This is a genomic window from Pseudoxanthomonas sp. GW835-FHT14C01 (assembly GCF_058793715.1).
The window spans coordinates 415,076-440,854 of record NZ_JBXAGB010000001.1; the positions used below are offsets into that span (position 1 = coordinate 415,076).

Here is a 25,779-nt window from a genome sequence, read left to right on the forward strand (position 1 = left end):
CACGTCGCTCCTACACCTGTAACTCAGATCGCCCCACGCGCACGTAGCGCAACGATCTCCACATGGTCGTAGCCCGCCTCGCGCAATACCTCGTCGGTATGCTGTCCGAGCAGCGGCGGCGCATGCCGCAGATCGACCGGCGTAGCGGACAGCTTCATTGGACTGTCGACCAGCGCCACTACGCCGGCCAACGGGTGCGGGGCCTCGACGACCATGCCGCGCGCCCGTACCTGCGGATCGGCGAATACGCCGGCGATGTCGTTGACCGGTCCGCACGGAATGCCGGCCGCTTCCAGCAATGCCAGCCATGCGTGCCGGTCGCGCGAGCGGAAGGCCGCCTGCAGCAGCGGCACCAAGTCATCGCGACGGCGCACGCGTCCCGCGTTCGTCCGGAAGCGCTCATCGCTGGCGAGCGTCGGCTCACCCAGCACCTCGCACAGCCGCACGAACTGCCGATCATTGCCCACCGCCACGATGATGTGCCCATCGGCGACGGCGAAGACCTGGTACGGCACGATGTTGGCGTGCGCATTGCCCTGCCGTGGCGGCACTTCCCCGCCGACCAGGTGGTGGCTGCCCAGATTGGCGAGCATCGCGACCTGCGTGTCGAGCAGTGCCATGTCGATCACCTGCCCCTCGCCGGTCGCATCGCGGTGGCGGAGCGCGGCGAGGATCGCGACGGTGGCATACATGCCGGTGAACAGGTCGGCGACGGCGACGCCGACCTTCTGCGGCTCGCCATCGGCCGCACCGGTGACGCTCATCAGGCCACCGAGGCCCTGGATGGCGAAATCGTAGCCGGCACGTAGCGCGTACGGACCGTCCTGGCCAAAGCCGGTGATCGAGCAGTACACCAGCCGCGGATTGGCGGCGCGCAACGTCGCGGCATCCAGGCCGTAACGCGCCATGTCGCCGACCTTGAAGTTCTCCACCAGCACATCGCTCTGCAGCGCGAGCCGGTGGACGATCGCCTGTCCCTCGACGGTGGAGATGTCGACGGTCATCGAACGCTTGTTGCGGTTGGCGCACAGGTAGTACGCAGACTCGGCCGTGTCGTTGCCGTCGGCATCGCGCAGGAACGGCGGACCCCAGCCGCGCGTGTCGTCGCCGCTGCCGGGACGCTCGACCTTGATGACGTCGGCGCCGAGATCCGCCAGCGTCTGCGTGCACCATGGACCGGCGAGCACGCGCGTCAGGTCCAGCACGCGCACGCCGGCCAGTGCCTGCGGCGTCGCTGCGCTCATGCCACCGGGGCCGGCAGATGCGGTGCGATCATCGCCAGCGTACGCGCCAGCGCGCCGCGCCCGTGCTCGACCAGCGCACGACCGTGGTCGGCCATCTCCTGGCGGCGGGCGTCATCGGCGAGCAGCGCTTCGATCGCATCGCCCACACCGGCCGCATCGGGCGCGATCACCAGCGCGTCGGCCTCCTTGAGACGGCGGGAGATCTCGCTGAAGTTGTGCAGGTGCGGTCCGGTGACGGCGGGCGTGCCGACGGCGGCCGGCTCCAGCATGTTGTGCCCGCCGATGGCCTGCAGGCTGCCGCCGACGAAGGCGACGTCGGCGCACGCGTAGAACGCCATCAGTTCGCCCAGTGTGTCGAGCACGAAGACATCGTTGCCTGCGGAGGGCCAGCGGTCGACGCGGCGCGTGCCGACGTTCCAGCCGGCCTCGCGCGCCGCGTCGGCCACGCGCGGGAACCGTTCCGGGTGTCGTGGCGCCCACAGCAGCAGCAGGTCGGGCCATTGCCTGCGCAGGCGCGCATGCGTGGCCAATACCGGCGCTTCCTCGTCCTCGTGCGTGCTGGCGGCGATCCACACCCTGCGCCCGCTGGCGAGATGCTGGCGGAAGCCGGCCATCACGTCGCGCACGTTGCCCGGCACCGGAATGTCGAACTTCAGGTTGCCCACATCGCGCACCTGTTCGGGCAGTGCGCCCAGTTGCACGAAGCGCGCCGCATCGTCGCCGGACTGCGCCGCCACCTTGCGCACCGTGCGCAGCGTGCGCGCGATCAGCGGCCGCAGCACGCTGTAGCCGCGCAGCGAGCGTGCGGACAAGCGCGCGTTGAGGATGTAGACGGGCACGCGACGGTCGTGGCAGCCGAACAGCAGGCTGGGCCACAGTTCGGTTTCCATGATCAGCGCCAAGCGTGGCGGGAAATGCTTCAGGAAGCGCGACACCGCGCCGGGCAGGTCATAGGGCGAGTAGACATGCAGCACCCGCTCGCCCCACAACGCCTGCACGCGCTGCGAACCGGTCGGCGTGATCGTGGTGATGAGCAGACGCAAGCCCCGGTGCCGCTTCAGCAAGGTGTCGACCACGGGGGCGGCGGCATTCACTTCGCCGACCGACACGGCATGCAGCCAGACATCGACGGGGCCGCCGGCCACGCCGTAGCTGCCGTAGCGCTCGTTCCAGCGCTGGAAGTACTCGGGATAGCGGAAGCCCCGCCAGATCAGGTGGTAGACGGTGACCGGCGTCAGTACATACAGCACCACCGAATAGAGGGCGCGCAACAGGCGTTCGGCGGTACGGTTCGACATGGGCGACAAGGATACCCGGGGGCGCCGCTACAATGGGCCATGGCCGAATCCGAGAAGCGATCCTCCGACGCCGGCGAGCGTCCACCGTTGGGACCCCGGCAGTGGCCGTCATGGCTGGGCATCGGACTGGCCTGGCTCGCGGCACGCGTGCCGTGGGTCCTGCAGCGCCACATCGGCCGCGCCGTGGGCGCGCTGCTCTACCGCGTGCTGAGCGACCGCCGCCACGTGGCCCGGCGCAACATCGCCCTGTGCTTCCCCGAACTGGACGCGCAGCGCCAGGAAGCACTGGCGCGCGCGAGCTTCGGCGAGCTCGGCATCGGCCTGTTCGAGTTCGCACGCGCCTGGTGGGGGAGTGTCGACCCGATGCGCGAGGGCCTGCAGGTCGAAGGACTCGAACACCTGGCCGCCGCGCGCGCCGGCGGGCGTGGCGTGATCGTGGTGTCCGGCCACTTCACCACACTGGAGATCTCCGCGCGGCTGATGTGCGATTACGCGCCGTTGGCCGGCATGTACCGCCCGCACAACCAGGGCGCGATGGAATGGGCGGTCAAACGCGGACGGCTGCGCTACGCGCAGGCGATGTTCACGCGCGAGGAGCTGCGTCCCGCGCTGAAGCACCTCAAGCAGGGCGGCCTGCTGTGGTTCGCGCCCGACCAGGACACGCGTCGTGGCGACAGCGTGTTCGTCCCGTTCTTCGGCCACCCCGCCTACAGTCTGACGTCGACGCACCAGCTGGCGCGTCTCTCGGGGGCGGCGGTGATCGCGTTCGCGCACGTGCGTCGCGCCGATGGCGGCTACACGCTGAAACTGTCGCCGGCGTTCGAGGACTTCCCCTCCTCCGACGCCACCGCCGACACCGCCCGCGTGATCGCGGCGATCGAGGCGATGGTGCGGAACGCGCCGACGCAGTACCTGTGGATCCACCGGCGTTTCAAGCGCCAGCCCGGTGGACGCGGCGAACTCTACCGGTAGAGATCCGGCTCGCCGGGTGGCCGCGTCTTGAACCGCCGGTGCACCCACAGGTACTGCTCCGGGTGTTGGCGGACCACGGCCTCCAGTTCGGCCATGTAGCGCGCCGCATCCTGCACGGGATCTCCGCTCGGCCACCCGCTCCAGGTCGGCTCCACGCGCAGGTGGTAGCGTCCCTCGCCGTCGCGATGGAACCAGAAAGGCAGCACGACGGCATCGCCGCGGCGAGCCAGGTCGGGCGTCGCGGTCAGCGTGGCGGCGGGTACGCCGAAGAACGGCACGAATGCGTTCTGGTAGTTGAAGTCCTGGTCGGCCGAGTACGCCACGATGCCGCCGCGCGACAGCGTGCGCAGCAGGCCGCGCACGTCCTTCTTGCCGATGACGTCGGCGAACACGCGGCGACGCGCGCCGTCCATCAGGCGCTCGATGCAGGGATCGTTGTTGCGCCGCGCGACGATGGTCACGCGCTGCCCCAACGCATCGCCCAGCAGGCGCGCGCACAGCTCCGAATGCGGGATGTGCCCGCCGAACAGCAGGATGCCGCGTCCCTGCGCCTGTGCGGCGCGCACGTGCTCAAGCCCCTCTACGTCGGCCACTCCGCGCAGGACGCGCGCCGGCGCGTACCAGCCCCGGATCAGCTCGAACACGCCGGTCACCGTCGCGCGCACCGTGTCGCGCAGCAGGCGCGCGCGGGCACGCTCGTCCAGTTCGGGAAAACACAGCGCCAGGTTGGTCGCCGCGTGGCGCCTGCGCCTGGCGAGCAGGGGCCACAGCAGCGCGGTCGTCAACGTCCCTGCCGCCAGCAGCCAGGATTGCGGCAGGCGCGCGATGCCGGAGGCCAGCAGGTTGGCGGGCGCGACGAACCAGCAGCGCACGCCGGACGCGCGCTCACTCGTCATCGCGCGCCAGCAGGCTGCCCGCATACAGGGCCGCCAGCAGCAGGGTGAGTCCGCCCCAGAACGTGGAATAGAACGCGAGGTGCGTATTCAGAGGGAACACCGTGACCGCCAGCGCGAGCATCGCAGGCCGCGCGCGATCCTTCGCCTGCGGCGTCGCATAGCGCCACGCGCGCCAGGCCAGTGCCGCGCCCGCCAGCCACAGCAACAGGCCGATGATGCCGGTTTCGCTGAGGATCTCGAGCACGATCTGGTGCGCGTGGAACGCCGGGCCCTGGCCCCAGGCGGGCCGTCCCTCGGCATTCGCATCGCACGCGGGGAAGGCTTCGCGGAAGCCGCGCGCACCCACGCCGTTGACCGGATGCTGCACGATCATGCAACCCGCGGCCGACCAGATCTGTGCACGACCGGACAGGGCGGTATCGACGCCGGACTCGCTGGCCGTCAGCGCATGCGTGGTGAGCCGCATGCGCTCACGCACCTGCGGCGATACCAGCGTCAGGCCGACGAGCAGGACCGCACCGAACGCGAACACGCCCGCCAGCCGCCGCCAGCCCAGCAGCTTCCAGCCGGAGAACACCAGCACCAGCGCGTAGGTGATCCATGCCGCACGCGCGCCGGCCAACAGCACGACGATGCCGATCGCCGTCGACGCCAACAGCCAGCCGGCGACCTGCATGCGCCGTGCCGCCGCGAACAGCAAGAACGGCGACAGGCTCGCCATCACCACGCCCAGCTTGCGGTTGCACGGGCCCAGGAAGCCGCTGAGCCGGTCGATCCCGGCCATCTGCTCCACCGTGCACATCGGTCGCCCGCTGATCAGCTGCTTGAGCTGGTCCAGCCCCCAGAACAGCGGGCTGGTACCGAACACCACCTGCGCCAGCGCGTCCAGCGTCCAGATCGCCACGATGATCGCCAGGCCGTTGAACGTCGTGCGCCTGGCCGGCGCGTTGGCCACCGCAGCGGCCACCAGCCACAGGAACGGCAGATAGCGCAGGTCCACGGCGGCTTCGCGCAATGCGCGCGGGGCATCCACGGCGTCCACCGCGGAGATGGCCTGCGGCAGCCAGTACGCCGCGAACAGCGCGCTGGTCAGCGCCCATGCGCCTCCACTCAAGAGGCGCGTGCTGCCGCGGAAACGGCCGAGCAGCAGGCGGACGATGGCCGCCAGCGCACCGAGCACCATCACGCCTTCGGCGTAACCCGGCGCCGGCCACAACGCAACGAACGTCAGCACCCAGGCGGGTGCCCAACGCCAGCCATGCGGGCCGCGTTGCGCGGACATGTCAGGAGTCGATGGCGAGTCGGCGGTCATCGGTCAGGTCGTGGTAAAGGGCGAGCGTAGCGTCCTGCATCGCGCGCAGGGTGTAAGCGTGCATCGTAGCCAATGGCGGCGGCGGATGGGCGAGCATCGACGTCACGGCATCGAACAGGCGGTCCTCGTCGAACGCCGGCACCGCGCCGCACGGCTGCAGTTCCGCCAGCAGTTCACCGACACCGCCATGCGCCCAGCCCACGACCGGGCGCCCCACCGACAGGCTCTCGATGACGGTACGGCCGAAGGCTTCCGGCTTGCGCGAGAGCTGCAGCACCACGTCGCTGGCGGCATAGGCGCGCGCGATGTCCGGCGTCGGTGGCGTGATGGCGAGCGCCCCGGCGCAGCCCGCGCGCGCGGCATCCGCTTCGAGATCCAGCACGTACTGTTCGCGGCCGGCCTCGCGTGCGCCGGGCATCCACAGGCGCGCATCGCTACCGCCGGAGCGCACGCGCCGCAGCAATGCGATGGCATCGTGGTGGCCTTTCAGCCGGGTGCCGCGTCCCGGCAGCAGCAGCAACGGTCCGTCGCCGGTCAACGCAGGATGCTGCGTCGCAGCCCACGCGCGCGCGTCGCGGTCCGGCTGGACGGCGCGCGGGAACTGCGCCGGATCGATGCCACGCGGGATGACGACCAGCTTCGCAGGATCGGTCCGCGGATAGTGCTGCAACAGGTAGTCGCGCACCGTGTCCGACACGCAGATCACCCGTTCGCCATAGGTCATCACCGCACTGTAGCGGCCCGGCGAATTCAATCCGTGCATGGTGGTGACGAAGCGCGGTCGCGACGCCGCCGGCGTGCCGCGCACCGCCCGCAAGCCCAGCCAGGCCGGGAGGCGCGAACGGGCGTGCACGATATCGGCGCGGACCTCGGCGAACAGCCTTCGCAGCGCGCCGGCATGGCGCAGGGTCAGCAGCGACTTGCGGCCGATATCGAGGGCGATGTGTTCCGCACCGGTGGCCTGAAGCGCCGGCTCCAGCCGGCCGCCCGCGGACACGACGATGGCGCGATGGCCGGCGCGCACCAGCGCATCGGCGATCTCGACGGTGGAACGTTCGACGCCACCGGATTCCAGCGCCGGCAACAGCTGGACGACGGTCAGGCGACGCATGGTCGTCGGGCCATGCGAAGGGCCCGCATCAACCGGTCAGTCGGCCAGGACGAAGTGCGAGCCGCAGTACGGGCACTGCACTTCTCCGCCCGCCGCGTCTTCGATGGCCAGATACACGCGCGGATGCGAATTCCACAGCGCCATCGACGGCAGCGGACAGCTCAGCGGCAGGTCGGCGCGCGACACGGTGTAGCGCTTCTCGGCATTGGCGGGCGCGGTGGCGGTCTGGCTCATGGCGATGCGGGCGTGATGGAACGAGGCGGGCAGTCTACCAGCCGGGGGCGACGGGCGCCCGAGGAACCCGGCCCCACAACGGAAAACGCCGCCCGGCGCGAGCAGGGCGGCGTGTCCGTCGAAGCGGTTCCGGGCGTAAGAAGCGCCGGATCGCGGAGGTCTTACTTCTTGGCGTCGGCGGTGGCTTCGGTGGTGATCTTCAGGCTGACCTCGTCGCTGACCATCGGCGCATACGCGCCCACGCCGAAATCGCTGCGCTTGACGGTAGCGGTGGCGTCGAAGCCGATGGCCGGCACCTTCTTCATCGGGTGCTCGCCGGCCTTGTTGAGGGTCACGTCCAGCACGACCGGCTTGGTGATGCCCTTGATGGTCAGGTCGCCGGTGACCTTCAGCTTGCCTTCGCCCGCGGCCTCGACCTTGGTGCTCTTGAAGGTGGCGACCGGGTACTTGGCGGCGTCGAACCACTTGTCGCTGGTCAGGTGATCGTAGAACTGGTCGGCCAGCGCGCTCAGGCCGGTCAGCGGCAGGGTGACCTGCACGCTGGAGGCGGAGACCTTGTCGGCGTCGTACACCAGGGTGCCGTCGGCCTGGCCGAAGTTGGCGCTCGGGTTGGAGAAGCCGAAGTGGTTCCAGGTGGCCAGCACGTTGGTGTGGCTGGGATCGATCTTGTAGGTCACCGGCGCGGCGAAGGCGGAACCGGCGAACGCGAACAGGGCGGCAACGAGCAGGGTCTTGCGCATGGGGAAATCTCCGGGTAGTGGGGTATCAGAGGATGCGTGCGGCTTCGTCGAAGCCCAGGCGCGGGGAACGCGGGAAAATGCTGGCGGGATCGCCATGGCCCAGATTGACCAGGATGTCGGACTTGATCGCGGTGCCGGCGAAGAAGGCCTCGTCGACCTTGTCGGCGTCGAAGCCGGTCATCGGGCCGGCATCCAGGCCCAGCGCGCGCGCGGCGATGATCAGGTAGGCCGCCTGCAGGCTCATGTTGCGCAGCGAGGGCTTGCTGCGGTTCTCGCGGGGACCGTCGAACCAGGCCTTCGCATCGGTATGCGGGAACAGGAACGGCAGCTTTTCGTGGAAATCCTCGTCGCGGCCGATGATGACGGTGACCGGCGCCGCCATCGTCTTCTCGTAGTTGCCTTCGGACAGCGCCGGGCCCAGCTTGGCCTTGGCTTCGGCGGACTTCACGAACACGAAGCGCGCCGGCGTGGTGTTGGCCTGGGTGGGACCGAACTTCAACAGGTCGTACAGCTGGCGCAGCGTGTCGTCGCTGACGTCGCCGGTAAAGGCGTTGTAGGTCCGTGCGGTGCGGAACAGCTGGTCGAGCGAGGCGGCGTCGAGGGCGTGGGACATGGGTTACCTGTCGCGTGGAAGGGAGCGCTCGCGGCAGGGCCGGCGGCGTGGAGGGGCAGTGTAGAGTGTCCTGACCATGGCAATATCCAATCGACCCGGAACGGATTGTTTTAACCAGTGGAACAAACAAGCCCCGTCCAGACCGATTCCCACGACCTCTGCACACTGACCGATGGCCACGCCGGCAACGTACGCCAGGCGCAGTCGTTGGCGCGTGCACTCGGCGGCGAGCCGCGCGAAGTGGTGCTGGCGCCGCGCGCGCCGTGGCGCTGGCTCGCGCCGCGCCTGCTGCCGGGCGCGACGCGCGCCTTCGGATCCGCCTTCGATCATGCGCATCGGCAGCCACCCGCACTGGCGATCGGATGCGGCCGCCAGGCCGCGCTGGCGACACGATTGCTGCGCCGCCGCGGCAGCCGCGTTGTGCAGATCCTCGATCCGCGCCTCGACCCGTCCCACTGGGACCTCGTCATCGCACCGGAACACGATGGCCTGGCCGGCCCGAACGTGCTGACCCTGCTCGGCAGCCTGAATCCGGTCGACGATGCCTGGCTGGCCAATGGGCGCGCGGCGTTTCCCGCATTCGCCGCCCTGCCCTCGCCGCGCACGGCAGTGCTGCTCGGTGGCGACAGCGGGCACTACCGGTTCGATGCCGACGCCTTCGCACGGCTCGCGATGCTGCTCGATGACACGACGGCCCATGGCGGCCTGCTGGTCAGCACATCGCGGCGCACGCCGCCCACGGTGATCGCCGCCGTTCGCCAGCGCTGGGCACGTCGTCCACATGCCGTTCTGTGGTGCGATCGGTCCGACGGCCCGAATCCCTACGCCGGCCTGCTGGCCTGGGCCGACCGCATCGTCTGCACGCCGGAATCGGTCAACATGGTGTCGGAAGCCTGCGGCACGCGGGTGCCGGTGCAGGTGTTCGAACCCGATCGCATCGCCGGGCGTCCGCGCCGGTTCCTCGATGCGCTGCTCGCGCGTGGACGCATCCAGGATCTCGTCGCTGGACCGACGCGATTCGATGGCGAACCGCTGCGCGAGACGGGACGCATCGCGGCAGAAGTGCGATCGCGCCTGGCCATCTGAGGCCGGCCTACGGCACGTACGCGTCGAAACCGAGTCCGTGCGCGGCCGTCGTCCGCATCACCACGGCGCGCGCCGTCGCCAGCGCCGCATGCTCGACGACCAGCCTCGGACGCCGGTCCAGCGTGCAGGCCAGCCCTTCGGCGACGAAGGTCGCATGCACCGCATCCAGCGCATCGGCCTCTTCCGAAGACAGCGCGCCCCCGATCGCCAGCGACGCGATCAGCCCCGGTGTATCTCGCGGCGGCAGCAAGGCGGGCTGCGCCGCCGCATCGCGCAGCACCAGGTACTGGATCAGGAACTCCAGATCGACCAGGCCACCGGCGCCCTGCTTCAGGTCGAAGCGGGCCGCGTCGCTGCGGTCGAGTTCGGCGCGCATGCGCGCGCGCATCTTGATCACCTCGCCGCGCAGCACGTCGACCTCGCGCGGACGCGCCAGCGTCGCGATGCGGATGTCCTCGAACGCCTGCAGCAGTTTGGCGTCGCCGGCCACGCCGCGCGCACGCACCAGTGCCTGGTGTTCCCACGTCCACGCGCGATCGCGTTGATATTCGGTGAAGCTGGCCAGCGACGACACCAGCAGACCCTTCGCGCCGTCCGGACGCAGGCGCACGTCCACGTCGTAAAGCCTGCCCGCCGCGGTCACGGCGCCCAGCAGGGCGACGATCTTCTGCGCCAGCCGCGCATACCAGCGACCGGCTTCCATCGGGCGCGCGCCATCGGATTCCGCCCCGACCGGCGCGTCGAACAGGAACACCAGGTCGAGGTCCGACCCGAAACCGAGTTCTTCGCCCCCGAGGCTGCCATAGCCGACCACCGCGAACCGGCCGGAAGCGACGACACCATGCGTCACGGCGACATCGCGCGTGGCGACCTGCACGACGACGCGGACGACCTCGTCCGCGAGCCACGCCAACTGGCGCACGCTGGCGCGCGCGGACTGGCGCCCATCGAGCGCGGCCAATGCCACGCGGAAGCTCAGCGCCAGGCGTCGCTCGTTGAGCACGCGCAGGCAGGTCTCCGGATCGTCCTCGATCAGTGCGGCCTCGCACTCCGTCCGCAGTTCGCCGCGATCCGGCATCGGCCCGGAGACGCGCGTATCGAGCAGCTCGTCCAGCAGCAGCGGGTACTGCGCCAGGCGTTCGGACAGCAGCGCGCTGCGTGCCAGTACGTCGACCAGCCGGCCCAGCGCGCTGGGCTGCTCGTCGAGCAGCGCAAGGTAGCTGGCGCGGCGCAGGATGGCCTGCAGCAGCGACAGCACGCGGCGCAGCGCGGCGTCCGGTTGCGATGAACGCGCACAGGCATCCAGCAGCGCAGGCACGACGCGATCCAGTCGCGCACGCGCGCTGTCGGACAACGCGCGCACACCGCTGAACTGCGCGAACTCGCGCAAGGCGCCATCGGCGCTGCCCGCATCCGTGAAGCCGGACGCCGCCAGCGTTCCGGCATCGCCGCCGTCGGGCAGCGCGCGCCAGTACAGCGCAAGCGCGTCGGGTGCGGCGTCGCGCTGGCGCGGCGCCAGCAATTCGGCGAACTCGGCGGCCACGCGGGCGCGTTGCACGTCCAGGGCGACGCGCAAGCCGTCCCAGTCCGGATAGCCCAGGCCTCGCGCGATGCGATGCCGGTCCAGCGGATCTTCCGGCAGCGCGTGCGTCTGCGCGTCGCGCAGCATCTGCAGGCGGTTCTCCAGTCGGCGCAGGAAGCGATAGGCCTGCATCAGCGCGTCGCCCTCCTCCACCGATACCTGCCGCGCGGCGACCAGCGCCGGCAACGCGACGCGCAGCCGGCGTTCGCGCAGCGCCGGTTCGCGACCGCCGCGGATCAACTGCAGCGCCTGCGCGAGGAATTCGATCTCGCGGATACCGCCGGGCCCGCGCTTGATGTCGTCGGCCAGTTCGCGGCGCGCGACTTCGGCGGCGATCGCCGCCTTCATCTCGCGCAGGCCGTCGAGCGCGGTGTAGTCCAGGTAGCGGCGGTAGACGAACGGACGCAACGATGCCAGCCAGCCTTCACCCGCCTCGATATCGCCGGCCACGGCACGCGCCTTCAGCCACGCATAGCGCTCCCAGTCGCGGCCTTCGCGCTGGAAATACTGGTCCATGCCGGCGAACGACAGCGCGACGCGGCCGGCATTGCCGAAGGGACGAAGACGCAGGTCCACGCGATGGCAGAAGCCGTCGACGGTCGGCTCGTCCAGCAGCTTCGCCAGGCGCTGACCCAGCCGCATGAAGTAATCCTCGGCGGCGAGCGATCGCGCGCCGTCGGACTCGCCGCCCTGCGGATACGCGTAGACCAGATCGATGTCGGACGAGAAGTTCAGTTCGCCGCCCCCCAGCTTGCCCAGGCCGAACACCACCAGCCGCTGCGCGCTGCCGTCGGACGCGCGCACCACGCCGTGGCGCTGCGCGAATTCCGCTTCCAGGGCGTCGAGCGCCGTCTGCAGGCAGACTTCCGCGAGTCGCGTGGTACCGGCCAGCGTGTCGTCGACGTTGTCCAGGCCGTGCACGTCGCGCCAGACCAGGCGCGTCGATTCTGCCGTGCGATAGCGACGCAGAAGTTCCGGCCATTGTGGGGTGTTGTCCGTCACCAACGTGGGCACGGGCCATGGCGCAGCGCCATCGTCGCGCAGCAATGCCGCCAACAGGTCGGGCTGACGGCGCAGCGTTTCCAGGGCGAAGTCGCTGGTCGCGATCACGCGCGCCACGCGATCGGCGTGGCGTGTGTCGGCGAGCAATCCCTCCACATCGGCGGATATGGCGCGAAGGCGTGCCAGGCCACGTTCGATCAGGGCATCGCGCTCTGTGTCCAAAGACGAAGTTGCGTCGTTCATGGCGGCGATTCTGGCATGCGCCAAGGCTGTTGCAGGAGCGACGTGCGTCGCGACCGTAGTTCGTCAGACCACAGGAGCGTCGAACCGCTAAGAATTCGCTCTGACCATCTCCCTACGCACGCGGGCTACCCGGCCGTGCGGTCGCGACGCACGTCGCTCCCACAACAAGCGGGATCAGGCGGCCTGCGAGAGATCCGGCAACGCGGCTTCGCGCTGCAGCGACAGGCCGAACTGGTCCGCCATGTGCTTCAGCAGCACCGGCTTCACCTGGTCCATGCTGCCCGGGCCGCCGAGGTCGGCCAGCGCGACGACCTGCAGCCCCTGGTAGCCGCAGGGATTGATGCGGTGGAACGGCTCCAGGTCCATCGCGATGTTGAACGCGAGGCCATGGAATGTGTAGCCCCGGCGCACGCGGATGCCGAGTGCGCCGATCTTGGCACCCGCCACGTAGACCCCGGGTGCGCCATCCTTGCGTTCGGCGTGGATGTTCCATTCGGCCAACGTGTCGATCATCGCCTGCTCGATCCTGCACACGTAGTCGCGCACGCCGACCTTCAGGCGCTTCAGATCGAACAGCGGATACGCCACGATCTGGCCCGGACCGTGGTACGTCACCTGCCCGCCGCGGTCGACGTGCACGACCGGGATGTCGCCCGCCGCGAGCACGTGCTCGGGCTTGCCGGCCTGGCCGAGGGTGAACACCGGATCGTGCTCGACCAGCCAGAGTTCGTCGGCCGTCGTGTCGGTCCGCGCATCGGTGAAGCGTTGCATCGCGCGCCAGACCGGCTCGTACGGCTGACGGCCCAGTTCGCGGACGATGCAGGCCGCCGTCACAGGGTCCACTTCACTTCAGGATGGTCGCGCAGCGCCTCATGGGCGGCGTCGTACTGCGCGCGGTCGTTGGCCTGGAAGCGGATGCGAACGGACACGTACTTGCCGTTGGCCGAATGCTTCCAGCTGATGTCCTCGTGGACGACCTCCACACCTTTCGATTCCAGCAGGCGCGGCAGCTCGGTTTCCAGACCGGTGCCGGCGGTGCCCATCGCGCTGAGCTCGAAGGTGCCGGGGAACTGGAAGCCGTGTTCGGGATTGTCGGATCTGATTTCCATGCCCGGATTATTGGGACGCCGGCGACGAAAGCCAAGCCGCACGTGCCGGAACGACGAAGGGCCGCATGCGCGGCCCTTCGTTCATGCGACGCGGGGGTTCAGCGCGCCAGCTGCACCAGGCTGGACGACACCCAGCCCTTGTTGCCGAGTTCGTCCTCGACTTCCCACATCACGCCGTCCTTGTTGCCGGTCGGGTACAGCATCATGCCCGGGTCCAGGTCGCGCACGGCCTTGCCGGTGCCCTTCGGGTTGGCGAACAGGCGGCCCGGCTTGGTCATTTCGACCGCCTGCTGGGCGTTGGACGCCGAGGCATTGCCCGACAGGCCGCCCAGCTCGCTCACCAGGTTGGTGTAGGCCTGCAGGTAGGCCAGCGTGATGACCTGGCCGATCTCGGTATTGGCATAACCGCTGGCACCGCCACCGCCCCAGTGGCTGCCGGTGAACAGGCTGCCGCCCGCGCCCCAGCCGATGTCGGTCTTCTTGGCGCTGCCCTCGGCCATGGCGACCTGTTCGGACGAACGCACGTCGGTGACCGTCAGCACCACGTCGGCGGTCTTTTTCTTGAAGTCCAGCCCGCCGACCACGCGGCCGACGTTGCCGCCCATCAATCCGCCCAGCAGCCCGCTGATGGCGTTGCCGCCGGCGTTGCTGTTCTGCGAGATCAGGTCAGGCACCAGCACGTAGTCGGCGGCACGGATCTGGCCCTTGCCCACGTTGGAGCGGTTGCGCAGTTCGCCGCTGGCGGCCAGGTCGCGCTCGGCCATCGCGGCCCCCATGCCCACGCCACGGTCGACCAGCGTGAAGCAGCGTGACTTGTTGACGAACACCTTGATCAGCTTTGACGGCGCCGGCAGTTGCTGGCCGCTCCACCAGTTCACGCCGTCCTCGGGCTCGATCACCGAGATGCTGCCCAGCGGCTTGCTGCAGGTCGGGATCTCCGCGGTCTGCTGCTTGCGCTGGTCCTGCGCGCTCTGGCGCTGCGCCCATGCGGGCGTTGTGGCAGCGGCCGCCATCAGCAGGCAGGCCGTCATCGTTACCTTCTTGCAGGTTCCCCTGTTCACGCGTGCTTCTCCTTGAGAATGGTGGTGCCCGCACCCCGCGGACCTTCCGTTGCGGGCGTGGCCTGCCTTCGCGTGCCGGATCGCCCGAACGCGATGATAGGCGAAGAATGCGGTTTCGCTGGCTACACACGAAAAGAGTGACACCCAAAGGCCATCGGGCGAGGCACGGACGGCGATACGGCGATAATGCCCGCCCTTCCCATGAGGTCCACCGTGCCCTATCTGCTCTCCAGCGTCGTCTGCAGCGTGCTCGTCTCGGTGCTGCTGAAGCTCATGCAGCGGCGCGGCATCGACACCGCCCAGGGCATCGCCTGGAACTACCTCGCCGCCTCGCTGCTGTGCTTCACCCTGCTGGACCCGCCGCTGGCGTCGCTCGCCGCGCCGCACGCCCCCTGGCTTGCGCTGGCGCTGCTCGCGGTGCTGCTGCCGGGCATCTTCCTGGCCTTGTCGGCGTCGGTGCGCGCGGCCGGCATCGTGCGCACGGACATCGCGCAGCGCATGTCGCTGGTGCTGTCGCTGCTGGCAGCCTTCCTCTGGTTCGGCGAACAGGCCGATGTGCAGCGCCTGGCCGGCCTCGCGCTCGGCCTGGCCGCGATCGTGCTGCTGGTGCTTCGCCCGCGCGCTGCCTCCAACGAGACCGAAGGCGGCTGGAGCCGCTGGGCGTTGCCGCTGCTGGTGCTGCTCGGCTACGCCAGCGTGGACGTGCTGCTGAAGCACATCGCCGCGGCCGGCACGCCGTTCGCCGCGTCGCTGCAGGTGGCCTTCGTCGCCGCGTTCGTCGTGATGATGGGCGTGCAGAGGGTGCGCAGCAGGCGCGGTGGTCCGTCGCTCACGCCGTCCGCGCTCGGTGCCGGCCTGCTGCTGGGCGCATTGAACTTCGGCAACATCCTGTTCTACGTGAAGGCGCATCGCGCGCTGCCGGACAATCCTGCGGTGGTGTTCTCCACGATGAACATCGGCGTCGTGGTGCTGGGCACGCTGGCCGGCACGCTGCTGTTCCGCGAGCGGCTGAGCCGCATCAATCTGCTGGCCATCCCGCTGGCGATCATCGCCATCGCACTGATCGCCCGCGGCCTTTAAGTTCAAAAGAAAAGGCCGGCATGCGCCGGCCTTTTTCAGCAGGTAGCGTGTCGGATCACTCCGACTCCCACCACATCCAGAACGCGTCCCACAGGCGCTTGAAGAAGCCGGCTTCCTCGACCGGGTTGATCGCCACCAGCGGCGACTCCGCGACGACCTTGCCGTCCAGCGTGACCTTCACCGTGCCGATGGCCTGGCCGGCGGTGATCGGCGCGACGAGCGTCTTCGGTACGTCCATCGTCGGCTTCAGCTGCTCGTAGCGACCGCGCGGCACGCTGACCAGCATCGGCTGCGCGACGCCCAGCTGCACTTCCTTGGCCTGGCCCTTCCATACGCGCTGCGTGGCGATGGCGTTGCCCGGTTCGTACAGGCGGTGCGTCTCGTAGAAGCGGAAGCCCCAGTTCAACAGCGCCAGGCTGTCGTCGGCGCGCTGCTTCTCGGAGGTCGAGCCCATCACCACCGCGACCAGGCGCTGGTCGCCACGCTTGGCCGAGCTCATCAGGCAGTAGCCGGCGCCGGAATGATGGCCTGTCTTGATGCCGTCGACGCTGGCGTCGCGCCACAGCAGCAGGTTGCGGTTCGGCTGGGTGATCGTGCCGACCGTGAATTCCTTGATCTTGTTGAAGGCGTACTGCTCGGGATAGTCGCGGATGAAGGCGCGACCCAGCAGCGCCAGGTCGTACGCCGTCGAGTAGTGCTCCGGCGCGGACAGGCCGTGCGCGTTGACGAAGTGCGAGCCCTTCATGCCGATCTGCGCGGCGTAGTTGTTCATCAGCGACGCGAACGCCTCCTGACTGCCGGCGGCGTGCTCGGCCAGCGCGATGGCGGCGTCGTTGCCCGACTGCACGGCCATGCCCTTTTCCATGTCGAGCAGCGGCGCGGTCTTGTTGACGGCGAAGCCGCTGTAGCTGCCGTCGGTGCCGGCGCCGCCCTCGCGCCAGGCGCGCTCGCTCATCATCACCTGGTCGTCGGGCTTGATCTTGCCGTTCTTCTGCTCGGCCGCCAGCACGTACGAGGTCATGACCTTGGTGATGCTGGCCGGCTCGACGCGCTCGTTGTAGTTCTCACCCGCCAGGACCTGGCCGGTGATGTAGTCCACCAGCACCCAGGCCGTGCCCACGGGCTTGGGCGGCGGCGGGATCTCGACGGCAGCGGTGGGCGGAGCGGCGGGCGCCGGGGTCGGCGCGGGCGTCTGGGCGATGGCCAGACCCATGGCGGTGGTCGCGAGCGCGGCGAGGGCGAAACGGAACTTCATCGGCGGAAAACTCCTGGCAAGGCCGTGGGCCTGTCGGTTCGAGGCGAATATTGTAGGGAGACCCGCCGCGACGTGGGTTGGAAAGACGTAAAAAAGCCGCGGACGGAGGCCGGGCTTATTCGCGGACGATCTGCGGGCGTCCGAACCCCAGGCTGGCGATCCTGCCCGCCAATGCCTCTGCCGACGCCGCATCCGCGGCGCCCACGCGCAGGCGCCACAGCGGACGGTCCGCTCCCGGCACATCGCTGAGCCGCGCATCGGCGATGCCGGCGGCGGTCAGGCGCGCCAAGGCGCGATCGGCGTTGTCGCGGCTGGAAAAACTGGCGACCTGCAGTTGCACGGCGGCCGGCAGCGATGCGGCAGCGGAAACCGGCACCACCGGCACCGACACCGGCGTTCCGGCTGTGGCGGCAGCCACCGGCGCACCCGGCTTGCCGGATGCCACGCGCACGCCATTGGCCTTCATCCACGCCTCGAAACCGGCCGCGCTGGGCGTATCGCCCGGCTTGGCGGGCACGTGGTAACGCGCGGCGTCCTTCGGCAACTGCCCGACCAGCTGGTCCATCGCCGACGACGAACGCGTGGGCGCGGCGGCCAGCGTCGCGCCATCGGGCGTCAGGGCACGCACTTCCACACGCCCGGTGCCGCGCTGGGTGATACCGAGGCGCACGGCAGCCGCATAGCTCAGATCGATCACGCGCCCTTCGTGGAACGGCCCGCGGTCGTTCACCCGCACCACCACGGATTGCCCGTTGTCCAGGTTGGTGACACGCGCGAAGCTCGGCAGCGGCAGCGACTTGTGCGCGGCACTGTAGGCGTACATGTCGTAGACCTCCTGGTTGGAGGTGCGGCGGCCATGGAACTTGTTGCCGTAGTACGAAGCAGTGCCCTGTTCGACGTAACCGTCGACCTTGTCGAGCACGCGGTACTGCTTGCCCAGCACGCTGTAGGGCGACTTGTTGCCGATCGGCGAACGCGCTTCGGCGGTCACCGCCGGTTCGCGGATGCAGTCCAGGTCCGGCACGTGGTCCGGCGTGGTGTCCGACACGCCCGGCTTGTAGAGGCCGCCCGCGGTGTAGTCGCCGCGCGTGGAGAGGTCTTCCTGCGCCGGTGCGTAACGCGAGCAGTCCTTGCCGGCGATGCCGGTCGAAGGCTTCGCCGGCGACGGGCGGGTGATGCCGCCGGTCGACGGCGACGCCGGCTTCTTCGGCACCGTGCTGCACGCGGCCAAGGCCACCGCCAGCAGCGGCAGGGCCAGCCACTTCATGCCGACGGGATCTCGCGGCCGGCGATCGCCTGCGACAGCTGGTACACCGCCATCGCGTACATCTTGGAGTTGTTGTAGCGGGTGATCGCGTAGTAGTTCTGGAAACCCAGCCAATACTGCTTGCCATCGGCGCCATCCAGCTGCACGAGCGTGGCCGTCGCGTCCGGCGCTACCGGTTCGAGCGGCCGATAGCCCTTCTCGGCCAACTGCGCCAGCGTGTAATCGGGCGTCCACGTTTCGGGATTGAACTCGGCGAATCCTTCCTGCAGCTGCGCGCGCGCGACGACCGCACCGCCCGGCACCCAGCCGCCGCGCTCGCCGCCCTTCTTGCGGAAGTAGTTGGCGATCGAGGCGAAGATGTCCGGGTACGTGGTGAACAGGTCGCGGCGACCGTCGCCGTTGCCGTCCACCGCGAACTCGCGATAGCTCGACGGCATGAACTGGCCGAGCCCCATCGCGCCGGCATAGCTTCCGGTCAGCGACGCGATGTCCAGCTTCTCTTCGCGGCCCAGCGCGAACAGCTGCGCCAGTTCGTCGCGGAAGAACTGTTCGCGGCGATGCTCATAGGCGGCACGCGCCGGATCACCGGTGCGGGGGTAACGGAACGCCAGCGTATACAGCGCATCCAGCACCTTGTGCCGGCCGGTGAATCCGCCGTAGTTGGTTTCCACACCGATGATCGAAACGATCACTTCGGCAGGCACGCCATACTGCTGCTCGACCCGAGCCAGTTCGTCACGATGCGCGGCGATGAACTTGCGGCCACCGTCGATGCGCGTCTGGGTCAGGAAGCCGACGCGGTACTCGCTCCACGGCTTGACCCGCTCCGCCGGCCGCGACATCGCCGCGACCACGCTATCCAGGAACTGCGCGTTGGCGAGCGTCGCTTCGATCTCGGCGGGTGCGATGCCGTACTTCGCCGACGTGTCGCGCACGAACTGCGCACGCGCCGTGGGGAAATCGACCGGCTTCAGCGCTTCCGCCGGCACGTCGGCGACACGCTCGACCGAGGTTTCGGCCGGCGTCGTCGAGGCAGGGGCGGAAGGCGTCGCCGAAGCGGCCGGCGGCGGTGGCTGCGGGGTGGCGCAGGACGTCAGGCCCAGCACCAGCAGACAGGAAAGTGCGTTTCGCATCATCGGCGCGAGGGTAGCACGCAGGTTGCGGGAAATCGTGAACAGCCGGTGGAGCAGAGGCGAGTGGAGAGGAGCGAGGAGTGAGTAGCGCGAGGGGCGTTTTCGCTCACTCCTCACTCCTCTCCACTCGCTCCTCAATACCCATGCACGGGACGATGCGCGCGCACCGCCATCACCAGCCCCAGCCCCGCGAGCAACGACACCGCCGAGGTGCCGCCATAACTCAGCAGCGGCATCGGCACGCCGACCACCGGCAACAGGCCCGACACCATGCCGCCGTTGACGACGACGTAGACGAACAGCGCCATGCCCAGCGTGCCGGCGAGCAGGCGCGAATAGGTGTCGCGCGCATCCATCGCGATCCACAGGCAACGACCGACGACGAACAGGTACAGCGACAGCACGACCGCCACGCCGACCCAGCCGAATTCCTCCGACAGCACCGAGAAGATGAAATCGGTGGTGTGCTCCGGCAGGTAGTCCAGGTGCGACTGCGATCCCTGCCCCCAGCCCTTGCCCGTCCAGCCGCCGCCACCGATGGCGATCTTCGACTGCAGGATGTTCCAGCCGGCGCCGAGCGGATCGTTCTCCGGGTCGCGGAAGGTCAGGATGCGGTTCTGTTGATACTCGCGCAGGAACGAGAACCACGAGATCGGCGCGAACATCACCAGGCCCACCGCCGTACCGCCGAACACGCCCGCGGTGATGAACCACCACCACGACAGCCCGGCGAGGTAGAGCCCGAACACGCCACTGGCCGCCACGAGCATCGCGGTACCGAAGTCCGGCTGCAGCAGGATCAGTCCGGTGGGCAGGCCGATCAGCAGCGCCGCCACGAGCGTCGTGCGCCAGCCCGGCGGCAACGGCTCGCGGTGCAGGTACCACGCCAGCATCATCGGCAGCGCGATCTTCAGCAGTTCGGAAGGCTGCAGGTAGAAGAATTTCAGGTCGATCCAGTGCGCGCCATGCTTGCCGGTGCCGATGAACAGCACCAGCACCAGCGGCAGCAGCGCCACCGCGAACACGCCCGGCGTCCACGCGCGCAAGCGCACCGGCGTCACCCGCGACAACGCCCACATCGCCACCAGACCGACGCCGAAACGCACGCCCTGCGCCAGCACCAGGCGCTCGCCCAAGGCTTCGCCGCCCGCGCTGTACAGCACGGCCAGCCCGATCGCCATCAGCGCCAGCAAGGCGCCGAGCAGCAGCCAGTCCAACGTGCGCAGCAGGTGGCGCACAAGGTCGAAGCCCCAGCGCAACAGGTCGGTCATGCCGAATCCCTCGAAGCAGACGCGGCTTCAAGCCCCTCTCCCCCCGGAAGAGGGGTGGGGGTGAGGGTCGGGACAAGCGCGATGGCGAACACACCGGAAGAGTGCGGCGCGAGCGCGGCCATCTCACCGCGAGGGTTGCCCCTCCGGTCCTCACCACCCCTCACCCCCACCCCTCTTCCGGGGGGAGAGGGGCTTTGAGCGGGCGACTCTCTGGAGGGAGAGGGGCTCGGATTCGGCGTCGTCGGTTGCACGGGTGCCGTTGTCGGCGATGTCGCGGGTGCCGTGCCAGCGGGAACTCCTTCCTCACCCTCTTTCTCCGGCATCTTGCCCAGCAGATACGCATCGAAGATCTTGCGCGCCATCGGGCCGGCGGTGCTGCCGCCGTAGCCGCCGCCTTCCACCGCGATCGCGATCGCGATGGTCGGGTTGTCGGCCGGCGCGAAGCCGACGAACAGCGAGCGATGGCGCAGGTGCATCGGCAGGCTGCGCGGATCCACGGCGGCCGTACCGCGACGGCTGATCACCTGCGCGGTGCCGGTCTTGCCGGCCATCAGGTACGGCGCCCCCTGCGCAACGCGCCAGCCGGTGCCGCCGGGCTGCATCGTGTCCTGCATGCCGAGCCGCACCACCTCGACATTGGCGGGATTCGGGCTGATCGCGATGGGCGCGGGCTGCGGCAACGGCTCCCACGGCCGGTCGAAACCGTGCCGCACCTCGCTGACCAGGTGCGGACGCCGCAGCTGCCCGTTGGCGATGCCGGCGGTGGCGCGCACCAGCTGAAGCGGCGTGACCTTCCAGTCGCCCTGGCCGATGGCGACGTTGACGGTGTCGCCGGGGTACCAGCGTTCCTTGCGCGATTTCAGCTTCGCGGCCGGCGACGGCAGGATGCCGCCGATCTCGCCGCGCAGGTCCACGCCCGTCGGCTGGCCGAAGCCGTAGTGCTCCATGTAGTCGTCGAACTGCGCGATGCCCAGGTCCAGCGCCAGCCGGTAGTAGTAGGTGTTGACCGACTGCGAGATGGATTTGCGCAGGTTGGTCACGCCGTGGCCGCGCCGGCTGGCGTCGCCCCAGCCGCGGCTGGTGCCCGGCAGGTAGAACATGCCGGTGGAGACCACCGTGTCCTCGGGCTTGCGCTTGCCACTGTCCAGGCCGGCCAGGGCGATCAGCGGCTTCAGCGTCGACCCCGGCGCCACGCCGCCCAGCACCAGCCGGTTGAACTGCGGCCGCGACGGATTGTCGTTGAGCAGCCTGAAGTCCTTGCTGGAGATGCCGTTGACGAACAGGTTGGGGTCGTAGCTCGGCAGGCTCACCATCGCCAGGATCTCGCCTGTGCGCGGATCGACGGCGATCGCGGAGCCTTCCAGTTCGCCGAAGGAATCGACGATGGCCTGCTGCAGTTTCGCGTCGACACTGAGCCGCAGGTCGGTGCCCGCCTGCGCCGGCACGCGCCCGAGCACGCGCAGCGCGCGGCCTTCCACGTTGGTTTCGACCTTCTCGTAGCCGATCTTCCCGCGCAGTGGCTCGTCGTAGTAACGCTCCAGGCCGGTCTTGCCGATGTGGGTCAACGCCGAGTTGATCTCGCCCAGCGTCTCCAGGTCCTTCTCGTCCACGCGGCCGACATAGCCGACGATGTGCGCGAACAGTTCGCCGTACGGATAACGGCGGGTGAGGTAAGGCACCAGTTCCACGCCGGGATAGCGCCAGCGGTCCACCGCGAAGCGCGCCATCTCCTCTTCGCTCACCCGCAGCTTCAGCGTGATCGGGCGGAACCCGCGCGTCGCCTTGCGCGTGGCCTCGAAGCGTTCGATGTCCTCGGGCGAAAGCGCGATGATCTTCGCCAGGTCGGCGACGAGCCTGGCCGGCTCCTTGACCTTGTCGGGCGTCACGTCCAGGCGGAAGGCCGGGACGTTTTCCGCCAGCAGCAACCCGTTACGGTCGTAGATGGCGCCGCGTCCGGGCACGACCGGCCGCGGACGGATGCGGTTCGCCTCCGAGCGCGTGGCGTAGTCGGCATGGTCGATGACCTGCAGCTTGAAGTACCACGCGCCCAGGCCCAGCAGGCACAACGCCACCACCGCGAATCCGGTGACCGCCCGACGGCGGAACTGGTCGGCTTCGGCATGCGGATTCTTGCCGCGCCGGCGGGGTCCGACCATCGCTCAGCCCCGCCTGCGGCGACCCAGCCGCAGCGCGTCCATCAGCACGAACAGCGGCGGCCAGAACAGCATGCCCAGCAAGGGCGCCCACCAGTACTGCCAGGGCAAGGCCGGTTCGCCCAGCGTCAGATGCACGACCGTGGTGACGATGCGATCGTTGAGCAGCAGGCCGCCGATCGCCAGCGCCTGCTGCGACATCGGGAAGAAGCGCAGCCGCGCGCGGAAGCGCTGCAGGATGAAGGCCATGATCAGCAGGCGAAGCGCCTGTTCGCCCAGCAGCGTGCCGAACATCAGGTCGGCGACCAGGCCGACGATGACGGCGAACCCGAGGCCGGCGCTGTCCGGCGCTTCGATCACCCAGTACGCCACCACCAGCGCCAGCCAGTACGGACGCAGCGGCTGCAGCATGTCCGGCAGCGGCAGCAGACCCAGCAGCAGGGCGACGATGATGCTGAGCGGCATCAGCCAGCCGGTGCGGGCGCGGCTCATCGCTGCGGCTCCTGCGGCGGCGTTTCATTGCGTCGGGGGCGTGCGTTGAGCCCCTCGCCCGCGGGGACAGGGGGTGAGGTGAGGGTCGGGCCGTTCGCGGTGCGGGTGGGTTGCGAAGAAGCCGTCGCCGGAGCGGACTGGTTGCCCACGGCATTCCCGCCTTCGTTGTCCCTCACCCCACCCCCTGTCCCGGCGGGAGAGGGGCTCTGGGTCGCGGGCGTAGCCGGTGGCACTCCCTCTGGCTGGGCGGCACCTTCGGCAGGCGGCGACGCCGTCTCAGGCAGGAACCGCGACGGATCCGCCGGCGGCAACGGCTGCGGCGGCGCCGACTTCAGCAGCAGCACGTCGCGGCCGCGATCCAGCCGTGCGGCCGGGGTGACGTCGCCGACCAGGAAGGCGTGGCTGTCGTCCGGACGCAGCGCCGAGATCGTGCCGACCGGGAATCCGGCGGGGAAACGGCCGCCCAGCCCCGACGTCACCAGCACGTCGCCCACCTCCACGCCGCTGTTGAGCGGCACGTCGGCCAGTTCCAGCAGGTCGCTGCGGCCACGCCCGTAGACGATCAGGCGCACGCCGTTGCGCGCGACCATCACCGGCACGGCGTGGTCGGGGTCGGTCAGCAGCAGCACGGTGGCGTGGACCGGCGTGGTCTCGATGATCTGGCCCATCAGGCCGCCGGCATCGATGACCGACTGGCCGACGGTCGCGCCGGCACGGCTGCCCGCATCCAGCACCAGCCGCTGGCGGCCCGGCGCGAGATCGATGTCGAGGATCGGCGCCAGCTGCACGTCCAGCCCGCGCGAGGTGGTCACGCCGAGCAGCGCGCGCAGCTGGGCGTTGTCGGCCGCCGCCGTCTGCAACCGCGCGAGCCGCGCGTTGGCGACCAACATGTCGTTGCGCAGCCGCTGGTTCTCTTCGATCAGCCCGGTACGGGTGGCCGCGTCGTCCTGCACGCGGGTGGTGACGCGACCCGGCAGGCCCGCCACCCACCACAGCGGCTGGGTCACCACGTTGGCCTGCGCGCGCAGCTGCGAGAGCCAGCCGCCGCGGTGGTCCAGGATCACCAGTGCGATGGTCAGCGCCAGATAGCCCAGCAGCCGCAGCGTGCTGGCGACTTCTCCGCGGAGGGCGACGGGAGGACCGGCGTAGGAGGGCACGGAGGGCTAGAAACGAGTGGAGAGGAACGAGACGTGAGGAGCGGAGGATGCGGCACAGGCCATGGCGGGAGAGTCGCTTCGACTCACTTCTCACTCCTCCCCACTCGTTCCTGCTTCTTCATTCCGGCGCGAAGAACTCGTTACCGTGCATGTCGACCAGCTCCAGCGCACGGCCGCCGCCGCGCGCCACGCAGGTCAGCGGATCGTCCGCCACCTGCACGTGCAGGCCGGTCTCCTCGCTGATCAGGCGATCCAGGTCGCGCAGCAGGGCGCCGCCGCCGGTCAGCACGATGCCGCGCTCGGCGACGTCGGCGCACAGCTCCGGCGGGGTCTGCTCCAGCGCCAGCTTGACCGCGCTGACGATGCCGGACAGCGGTTCGTGCAGCGCTTCCAGCACTTCGTTGGAGTTGATCTTGATCATCTTCGGCACGCCCTCGGCGAGGTTGCGGCCGGAGATCTCCATCTCCTGCACGTCCGCCTGCGGATAGGCGCAGCCGATCTCCAGCTTGATCCGCTCGGCGGTGGCTTCGCCGATCAGCATGCCGTGGTTGCGGCGGACGTAGTTGGTGATGAACTCGTCGAAGCGGTCGCCGCCGATGCGGACCGACTGCGAGTAGACGATGCCGTTCAGCGAGATCACGGCCACCTCGGTGGTGCCGCCGCCGATGTCGATGACCATCGAGCCGCGCGCTTCGGTCACCGGCATGCCGGCGCCGATCGCGGCGGCCATCGGCTCCTCGATCAGGTAGACGTCGCGCGCGCCGGCCTCTTCGGCCGATTCCTTGATCGCGCGGCGCTCGACCTGGGTCGAGCCGGCCGGCACGCAGACCAGCACGCGCGGGCTGGGGCGCAGGAAGCGCGACTTGTGCACCTTCTTGATGAAGTACTTCAGCATCGCCTCGGTGTAGGTGAAGTCGGCGATCACGCCGTCCTTCATCGGGCGGATGGTGGTGATGTGGCCCGGGGTGCGGCCCAGCATCTGCTTGGCCTCGGCGCCGACCGCCGCGACCGAACGCGAACCGCCGATGGCACGGTCCTGCCGCACCGCCACGACCGAAGGCTCGTTCAGCACGATGCCCTGCCCGCGTACGTAGATCAGGGTATTGGCCGTGCCCAGGTCGATGGACAGGTCGTTGGAGAACATGCCGCGGAGCTTCTTGAACATCGGGGGACGGGTTCCTGCTGGGGGCTGGAAAATCGCGCGCGCTGGCGATTTTTTGGGCAAAAACGAAGTCGGCTAGCCTAACAATCCGACCGACCAGCGGCAAGGAAAAATCTCGTGAATCCACGGGGAAAAACGCGATTCGCGACACCCCGGCGCAATGGCGAGGGCGATCGGCGCCGGCGCGTGGCGACTGCGGTCAAGACTGGCCGCGGGCCGGCCCAGCCGGTAACCTTCGCACCGGCGCGCCGGGAATGGGGCGCACGTCCCGCTTTCCTGCGGCCCCGCGGCCGCTCCCGCCTCCAG

Annotated in this window: 23 protein-coding genes; 3 read left to right on the forward strand and 20 right to left on the reverse strand. The window is 69.4% G+C overall.

The features are described 5' to 3' along the window. Positions 1-23: 23 nt before the first annotated feature. Complete coding sequence (locus tag AC1Q5B_RS01875; RefSeq protein ID WP_492630047.1) at positions 24-1,244, reverse strand: CaiB/BaiF CoA transferase family protein; 1,221 nt, start codon at positions 1,242-1,244, stop codon at positions 24-26. Continuing rightward, the gene (gene waaA / locus AC1Q5B_RS01880) at positions 1,241-2,542 is read right to left on the reverse strand and encodes a lipid IV(A) 3-deoxy-D-manno-octulosonic acid transferase (protein ID WP_492630048.1); all 1,302 of its coding nucleotides are present in this window, start codon (positions 2,540-2,542) and stop codon (positions 1,241-1,243) included. Before waaA ends, AC1Q5B_RS01875 begins: the two co-directional genes overlap by 4 nt. Before the next feature lie 39 nt (positions 2,543-2,581). Here waaA and lpxL point away from each other — a divergent pair, with 39 nt between their 5' ends. Next, the gene (gene lpxL / locus AC1Q5B_RS01885; RefSeq protein ID WP_492630049.1) at positions 2,582-3,514 is read left to right on the forward strand and encodes an LpxL/LpxP family Kdo(2)-lipid IV(A) lauroyl/palmitoleoyl acyltransferase; all 933 of its coding nucleotides are present in this window, start codon (positions 2,582-2,584) and stop codon (positions 3,512-3,514) included. Here lpxL and AC1Q5B_RS01890 read toward each other — a convergent pair. The 6 genes from AC1Q5B_RS01890 to AC1Q5B_RS01915 all read right to left on the reverse strand — a co-directional run bounded on the left by AC1Q5B_RS01890 (position 3,505) and on the right by AC1Q5B_RS01915 (position 8,420). Then, entirely contained in the window at positions 3,505-4,410 is a 906-nt protein-coding gene (locus AC1Q5B_RS01890) for a lysophospholipid acyltransferase family protein (RefSeq protein ID WP_492630050.1), read from the reverse strand. The genes lpxL and AC1Q5B_RS01890 overlap by 10 nt on opposite strands. Beyond that, positions 4,400-5,722, reverse strand: coding sequence for an O-antigen ligase family protein (locus AC1Q5B_RS01895; protein ID WP_492630051.1), 1,323 nt, complete (start codon positions 5,720-5,722; stop codon positions 4,400-4,402). The genes AC1Q5B_RS01890 and AC1Q5B_RS01895 overlap by 11 nt, the downstream gene beginning before the upstream one ends. Beyond that, entirely contained in the window at positions 5,694-6,833 is a 1,140-nt protein-coding gene (locus AC1Q5B_RS01900; protein ID WP_492630052.1) for a glycosyltransferase, read from the reverse strand. The genes AC1Q5B_RS01895 and AC1Q5B_RS01900 overlap by 29 nt, the downstream gene beginning before the upstream one ends. 36 nt (positions 6,834-6,869) lie before the next feature. Beyond that, positions 6,870-7,067, reverse strand: a complete 198-nt coding sequence (locus AC1Q5B_RS01905; protein ID WP_062357310.1) for a zinc-finger domain-containing protein — start codon at positions 7,065-7,067, stop codon at positions 6,870-6,872. A gap of 161 nt (positions 7,068-7,228) precedes the next feature. Then, positions 7,229-7,807 (reverse strand): YceI family protein, encoded by a 579-nt coding sequence (locus AC1Q5B_RS01910; RefSeq protein WP_492630053.1) that lies wholly within the window; start codon positions 7,805-7,807, stop codon positions 7,229-7,231. Positions 7,808-7,832: 25 nt separating this feature from the next. After that, a complete protein-coding gene (locus AC1Q5B_RS01915; protein WP_492630054.1) occupies positions 7,833-8,420 on the reverse strand; it encodes a malonic semialdehyde reductase in 588 nt (195 codons plus the stop codon). Positions 8,421-8,537: 117 nt separating this feature from the next. Here AC1Q5B_RS01915 and AC1Q5B_RS01920 point away from each other — a divergent pair, with 117 nt between their 5' ends. Beyond that, positions 8,538-9,506 carry a mitochondrial fission ELM1 family protein gene (locus AC1Q5B_RS01920; RefSeq protein WP_492630055.1) on the forward strand — a complete coding sequence of 323 codons (969 nt, stop codon included), beginning with the start codon at positions 8,538-8,540 and terminating at the stop codon, positions 9,504-9,506. A gap of 7 nt (positions 9,507-9,513) precedes the next feature. On the opposite strand, the gene glnE is transcribed toward AC1Q5B_RS01920, so the two are convergent. From glnE to AC1Q5B_RS01940, 4 genes are all read right to left on the reverse strand, one after another. Next, on the reverse strand, positions 9,514-12,333 hold the full coding sequence (gene glnE / locus AC1Q5B_RS01925; protein ID WP_492630056.1) for a bifunctional [glutamate--ammonia ligase]-adenylyl-L-tyrosine phosphorylase/[glutamate--ammonia-ligase] adenylyltransferase: 2,820 nt from the start codon (positions 12,331-12,333) through the stop codon (positions 9,514-9,516). Positions 12,334-12,507: 174 nt separating this feature from the next. Beyond that, positions 12,508-13,176 carry a lipoyl(octanoyl) transferase LipB gene (lipB, locus tag AC1Q5B_RS01930; RefSeq protein ID WP_492630057.1) on the reverse strand — a complete coding sequence of 223 codons (669 nt, stop codon included), beginning with the start codon at positions 13,174-13,176 and terminating at the stop codon, positions 12,508-12,510. Beyond that, positions 13,164-13,442 (reverse strand): DUF493 family protein, encoded by a 279-nt coding sequence (locus tag AC1Q5B_RS01935; RefSeq protein WP_492630058.1) that lies wholly within the window; start codon positions 13,440-13,442, stop codon positions 13,164-13,166. The genes lipB and AC1Q5B_RS01935 overlap by 13 nt, the downstream gene beginning before the upstream one ends. 98 nt (positions 13,443-13,540) lie before the next feature. Further along, positions 13,541-14,455 (reverse strand): CsgG/HfaB family protein, encoded by a 915-nt coding sequence (locus AC1Q5B_RS01940; protein ID WP_492630930.1) that lies wholly within the window; start codon positions 14,453-14,455, stop codon positions 13,541-13,543. Between the two features lie 234 nt (positions 14,456-14,689). Here AC1Q5B_RS01940 and AC1Q5B_RS01945 point away from each other — a divergent pair, with 234 nt between their 5' ends. Then, complete coding sequence (locus tag AC1Q5B_RS01945) at positions 14,690-15,583, forward strand: EamA family transporter (protein ID WP_492630059.1); 894 nt, start codon at positions 14,690-14,692, stop codon at positions 15,581-15,583. Positions 15,584-15,638: 55 nt separating this feature from the next. Here AC1Q5B_RS01945 and AC1Q5B_RS01950 read toward each other — a convergent pair whose 3' ends face one another. From AC1Q5B_RS01950 to AC1Q5B_RS01985, 8 genes are all read right to left on the reverse strand, one after another. Then, positions 15,639-16,838 (reverse strand): D-alanyl-D-alanine carboxypeptidase family protein, encoded by a 1,200-nt coding sequence (locus tag AC1Q5B_RS01950; RefSeq protein WP_492630060.1) that lies wholly within the window; start codon positions 16,836-16,838, stop codon positions 15,639-15,641. Between the two features lie 115 nt (positions 16,839-16,953). After that, positions 16,954-18,105 carry a septal ring lytic transglycosylase RlpA family protein gene (locus AC1Q5B_RS01955; RefSeq protein ID WP_492630061.1) on the reverse strand — a complete coding sequence of 384 codons (1,152 nt, stop codon included), beginning with the start codon at positions 18,103-18,105 and terminating at the stop codon, positions 16,954-16,956. Then, positions 18,102-19,241 (reverse strand): lytic murein transglycosylase B, encoded by a 1,140-nt coding sequence (gene mltB, locus AC1Q5B_RS01960; protein ID WP_492630062.1) that lies wholly within the window; start codon positions 19,239-19,241, stop codon positions 18,102-18,104. The genes AC1Q5B_RS01955 and mltB overlap by 4 nt, the downstream gene beginning before the upstream one ends. A gap of 131 nt (positions 19,242-19,372) precedes the next feature. Next, the gene (gene rodA / locus AC1Q5B_RS01965) at positions 19,373-20,509 is read right to left on the reverse strand and encodes a rod shape-determining protein RodA (protein WP_492630063.1); all 1,137 of its coding nucleotides are present in this window, start codon (positions 20,507-20,509) and stop codon (positions 19,373-19,375) included. Next, positions 20,506-22,665: a penicillin-binding protein 2 gene (gene mrdA / locus AC1Q5B_RS01970; protein ID WP_492630064.1), complete on the reverse strand. Its 2,160-nt coding sequence runs from the start codon at positions 22,663-22,665 to the stop codon at positions 20,506-20,508. Before mrdA ends, rodA begins: the two co-directional genes overlap by 4 nt. A 3-nt stretch (positions 22,666-22,668) precedes the next feature. Then, positions 22,669-23,154: a rod shape-determining protein MreD gene (gene mreD, locus AC1Q5B_RS01975; protein ID WP_492630065.1), complete on the reverse strand. Its 486-nt coding sequence runs from the start codon at positions 23,152-23,154 to the stop codon at positions 22,669-22,671. Further along, positions 23,151-24,311, reverse strand: coding sequence for a rod shape-determining protein MreC (mreC, locus tag AC1Q5B_RS01980; RefSeq protein WP_492630066.1), 1,161 nt, complete (start codon positions 24,309-24,311; stop codon positions 23,151-23,153). The genes mreD and mreC overlap by 4 nt, the downstream gene beginning before the upstream one ends. Positions 24,312-24,429: 118 nt before the next feature. After that, the gene (locus tag AC1Q5B_RS01985; RefSeq protein WP_192270868.1) at positions 24,430-25,476 is read right to left on the reverse strand and encodes a rod shape-determining protein; all 1,047 of its coding nucleotides are present in this window, start codon (positions 25,474-25,476) and stop codon (positions 24,430-24,432) included. Positions 25,477-25,779 lie beyond the last annotated feature (303 nt).

What these genes read in the sequence shown, in the direction of transcription:
- AC1Q5B_RS01950 (WP_492630060.1), bottom strand. Translation starts at nt 16,838, where the DNA reads ATGAAGTTCCGTTTCGCCCTCGCCGCGCTCGCGACCACCGCCATGGGT.
- rodA (WP_492630063.1), bottom strand. Translation starts at nt 20,509, where the DNA reads ATGACCGACCTGTTGCGCTGGGGCTTCGACCTTGTGCGCCACCTGCTG.
- AC1Q5B_RS01905 (WP_062357310.1), bottom strand. Translation starts at nt 7,067, where the DNA reads ATGAGCCAGACCGCCACCGCGCCCGCCAATGCCGAGAAGCGCTACACC.
- mreD (WP_492630065.1), bottom strand. Translation starts at nt 23,154, where the DNA reads ATGAGCCGCGCCCGCACCGGCTGGCTGATGCCGCTCAGCATCATCGTC.
- mrdA (WP_492630064.1), bottom strand. Translation starts at nt 22,665, where the DNA reads ATGGTCGGACCCCGCCGGCGCGGCAAGAATCCGCATGCCGAAGCCGAC.
- AC1Q5B_RS01945 (WP_492630059.1), top strand. Translation starts at nt 14,690, where the DNA reads ATGCCCGCCCTTCCCATGAGGTCCACCGTGCCCTATCTGCTCTCCAGC.
- AC1Q5B_RS01940 (WP_492630930.1), bottom strand. Translation starts at nt 14,455, where the DNA reads ATGGCGGCCGCTGCCACAACGCCCGCATGGGCGCAGCGCCAGAGCGCG.
- AC1Q5B_RS01895 (WP_492630051.1), bottom strand. Translation starts at nt 5,722, where the DNA reads ATGACCGCCGACTCGCCATCGACTCCTGACATGTCCGCGCAACGCGGC.
- AC1Q5B_RS01935 (WP_492630058.1), bottom strand. Translation starts at nt 13,442, where the DNA reads ATGGAAATCAGATCCGACAATCCCGAACACGGCTTCCAGTTCCCCGGC.
- glnE (WP_492630056.1), bottom strand. Translation starts at nt 12,333, where the DNA reads ATGAACGACGCAACTTCGTCTTTGGACACAGAGCGCGATGCCCTGATC.
- AC1Q5B_RS01955 (WP_492630061.1), bottom strand. Translation starts at nt 18,105, where the DNA reads ATGAAGTGGCTGGCCCTGCCGCTGCTGGCGGTGGCCTTGGCCGCGTGC.
- AC1Q5B_RS01890 (WP_492630050.1), bottom strand. Translation starts at nt 4,410, where the DNA reads ATGACGAGTGAGCGCGCGTCCGGCGTGCGCTGCTGGTTCGTCGCGCCC.
- AC1Q5B_RS01985 (WP_192270868.1), bottom strand. Translation starts at nt 25,476, where the DNA reads ATGTTCAAGAAGCTCCGCGGCATGTTCTCCAACGACCTGTCCATCGAC.
- AC1Q5B_RS01915 (WP_492630054.1), bottom strand. Translation starts at nt 8,420, where the DNA reads ATGTCCCACGCCCTCGACGCCGCCTCGCTCGACCAGCTGTTCCGCACC.
- AC1Q5B_RS01875 (WP_492630047.1), bottom strand. Translation starts at nt 1,244, where the DNA reads ATGAGCGCAGCGACGCCGCAGGCACTGGCCGGCGTGCGCGTGCTGGAC.
- mltB (WP_492630062.1), bottom strand. Translation starts at nt 19,241, where the DNA reads ATGATGCGAAACGCACTTTCCTGTCTGCTGGTGCTGGGCCTGACGTCC.
- waaA (WP_492630048.1), bottom strand. Translation starts at nt 2,542, where the DNA reads ATGTCGAACCGTACCGCCGAACGCCTGTTGCGCGCCCTCTATTCGGTG.
- AC1Q5B_RS01900 (WP_492630052.1), bottom strand. Translation starts at nt 6,833, where the DNA reads ATGCGTCGCCTGACCGTCGTCCAGCTGTTGCCGGCGCTGGAATCCGGT.
- lpxL (WP_492630049.1), top strand. Translation starts at nt 2,582, where the DNA reads ATGGCCGAATCCGAGAAGCGATCCTCCGACGCCGGCGAGCGTCCACCG.
- AC1Q5B_RS01910 (WP_492630053.1), bottom strand. Translation starts at nt 7,807, where the DNA reads ATGCGCAAGACCCTGCTCGTTGCCGCCCTGTTCGCGTTCGCCGGTTCC.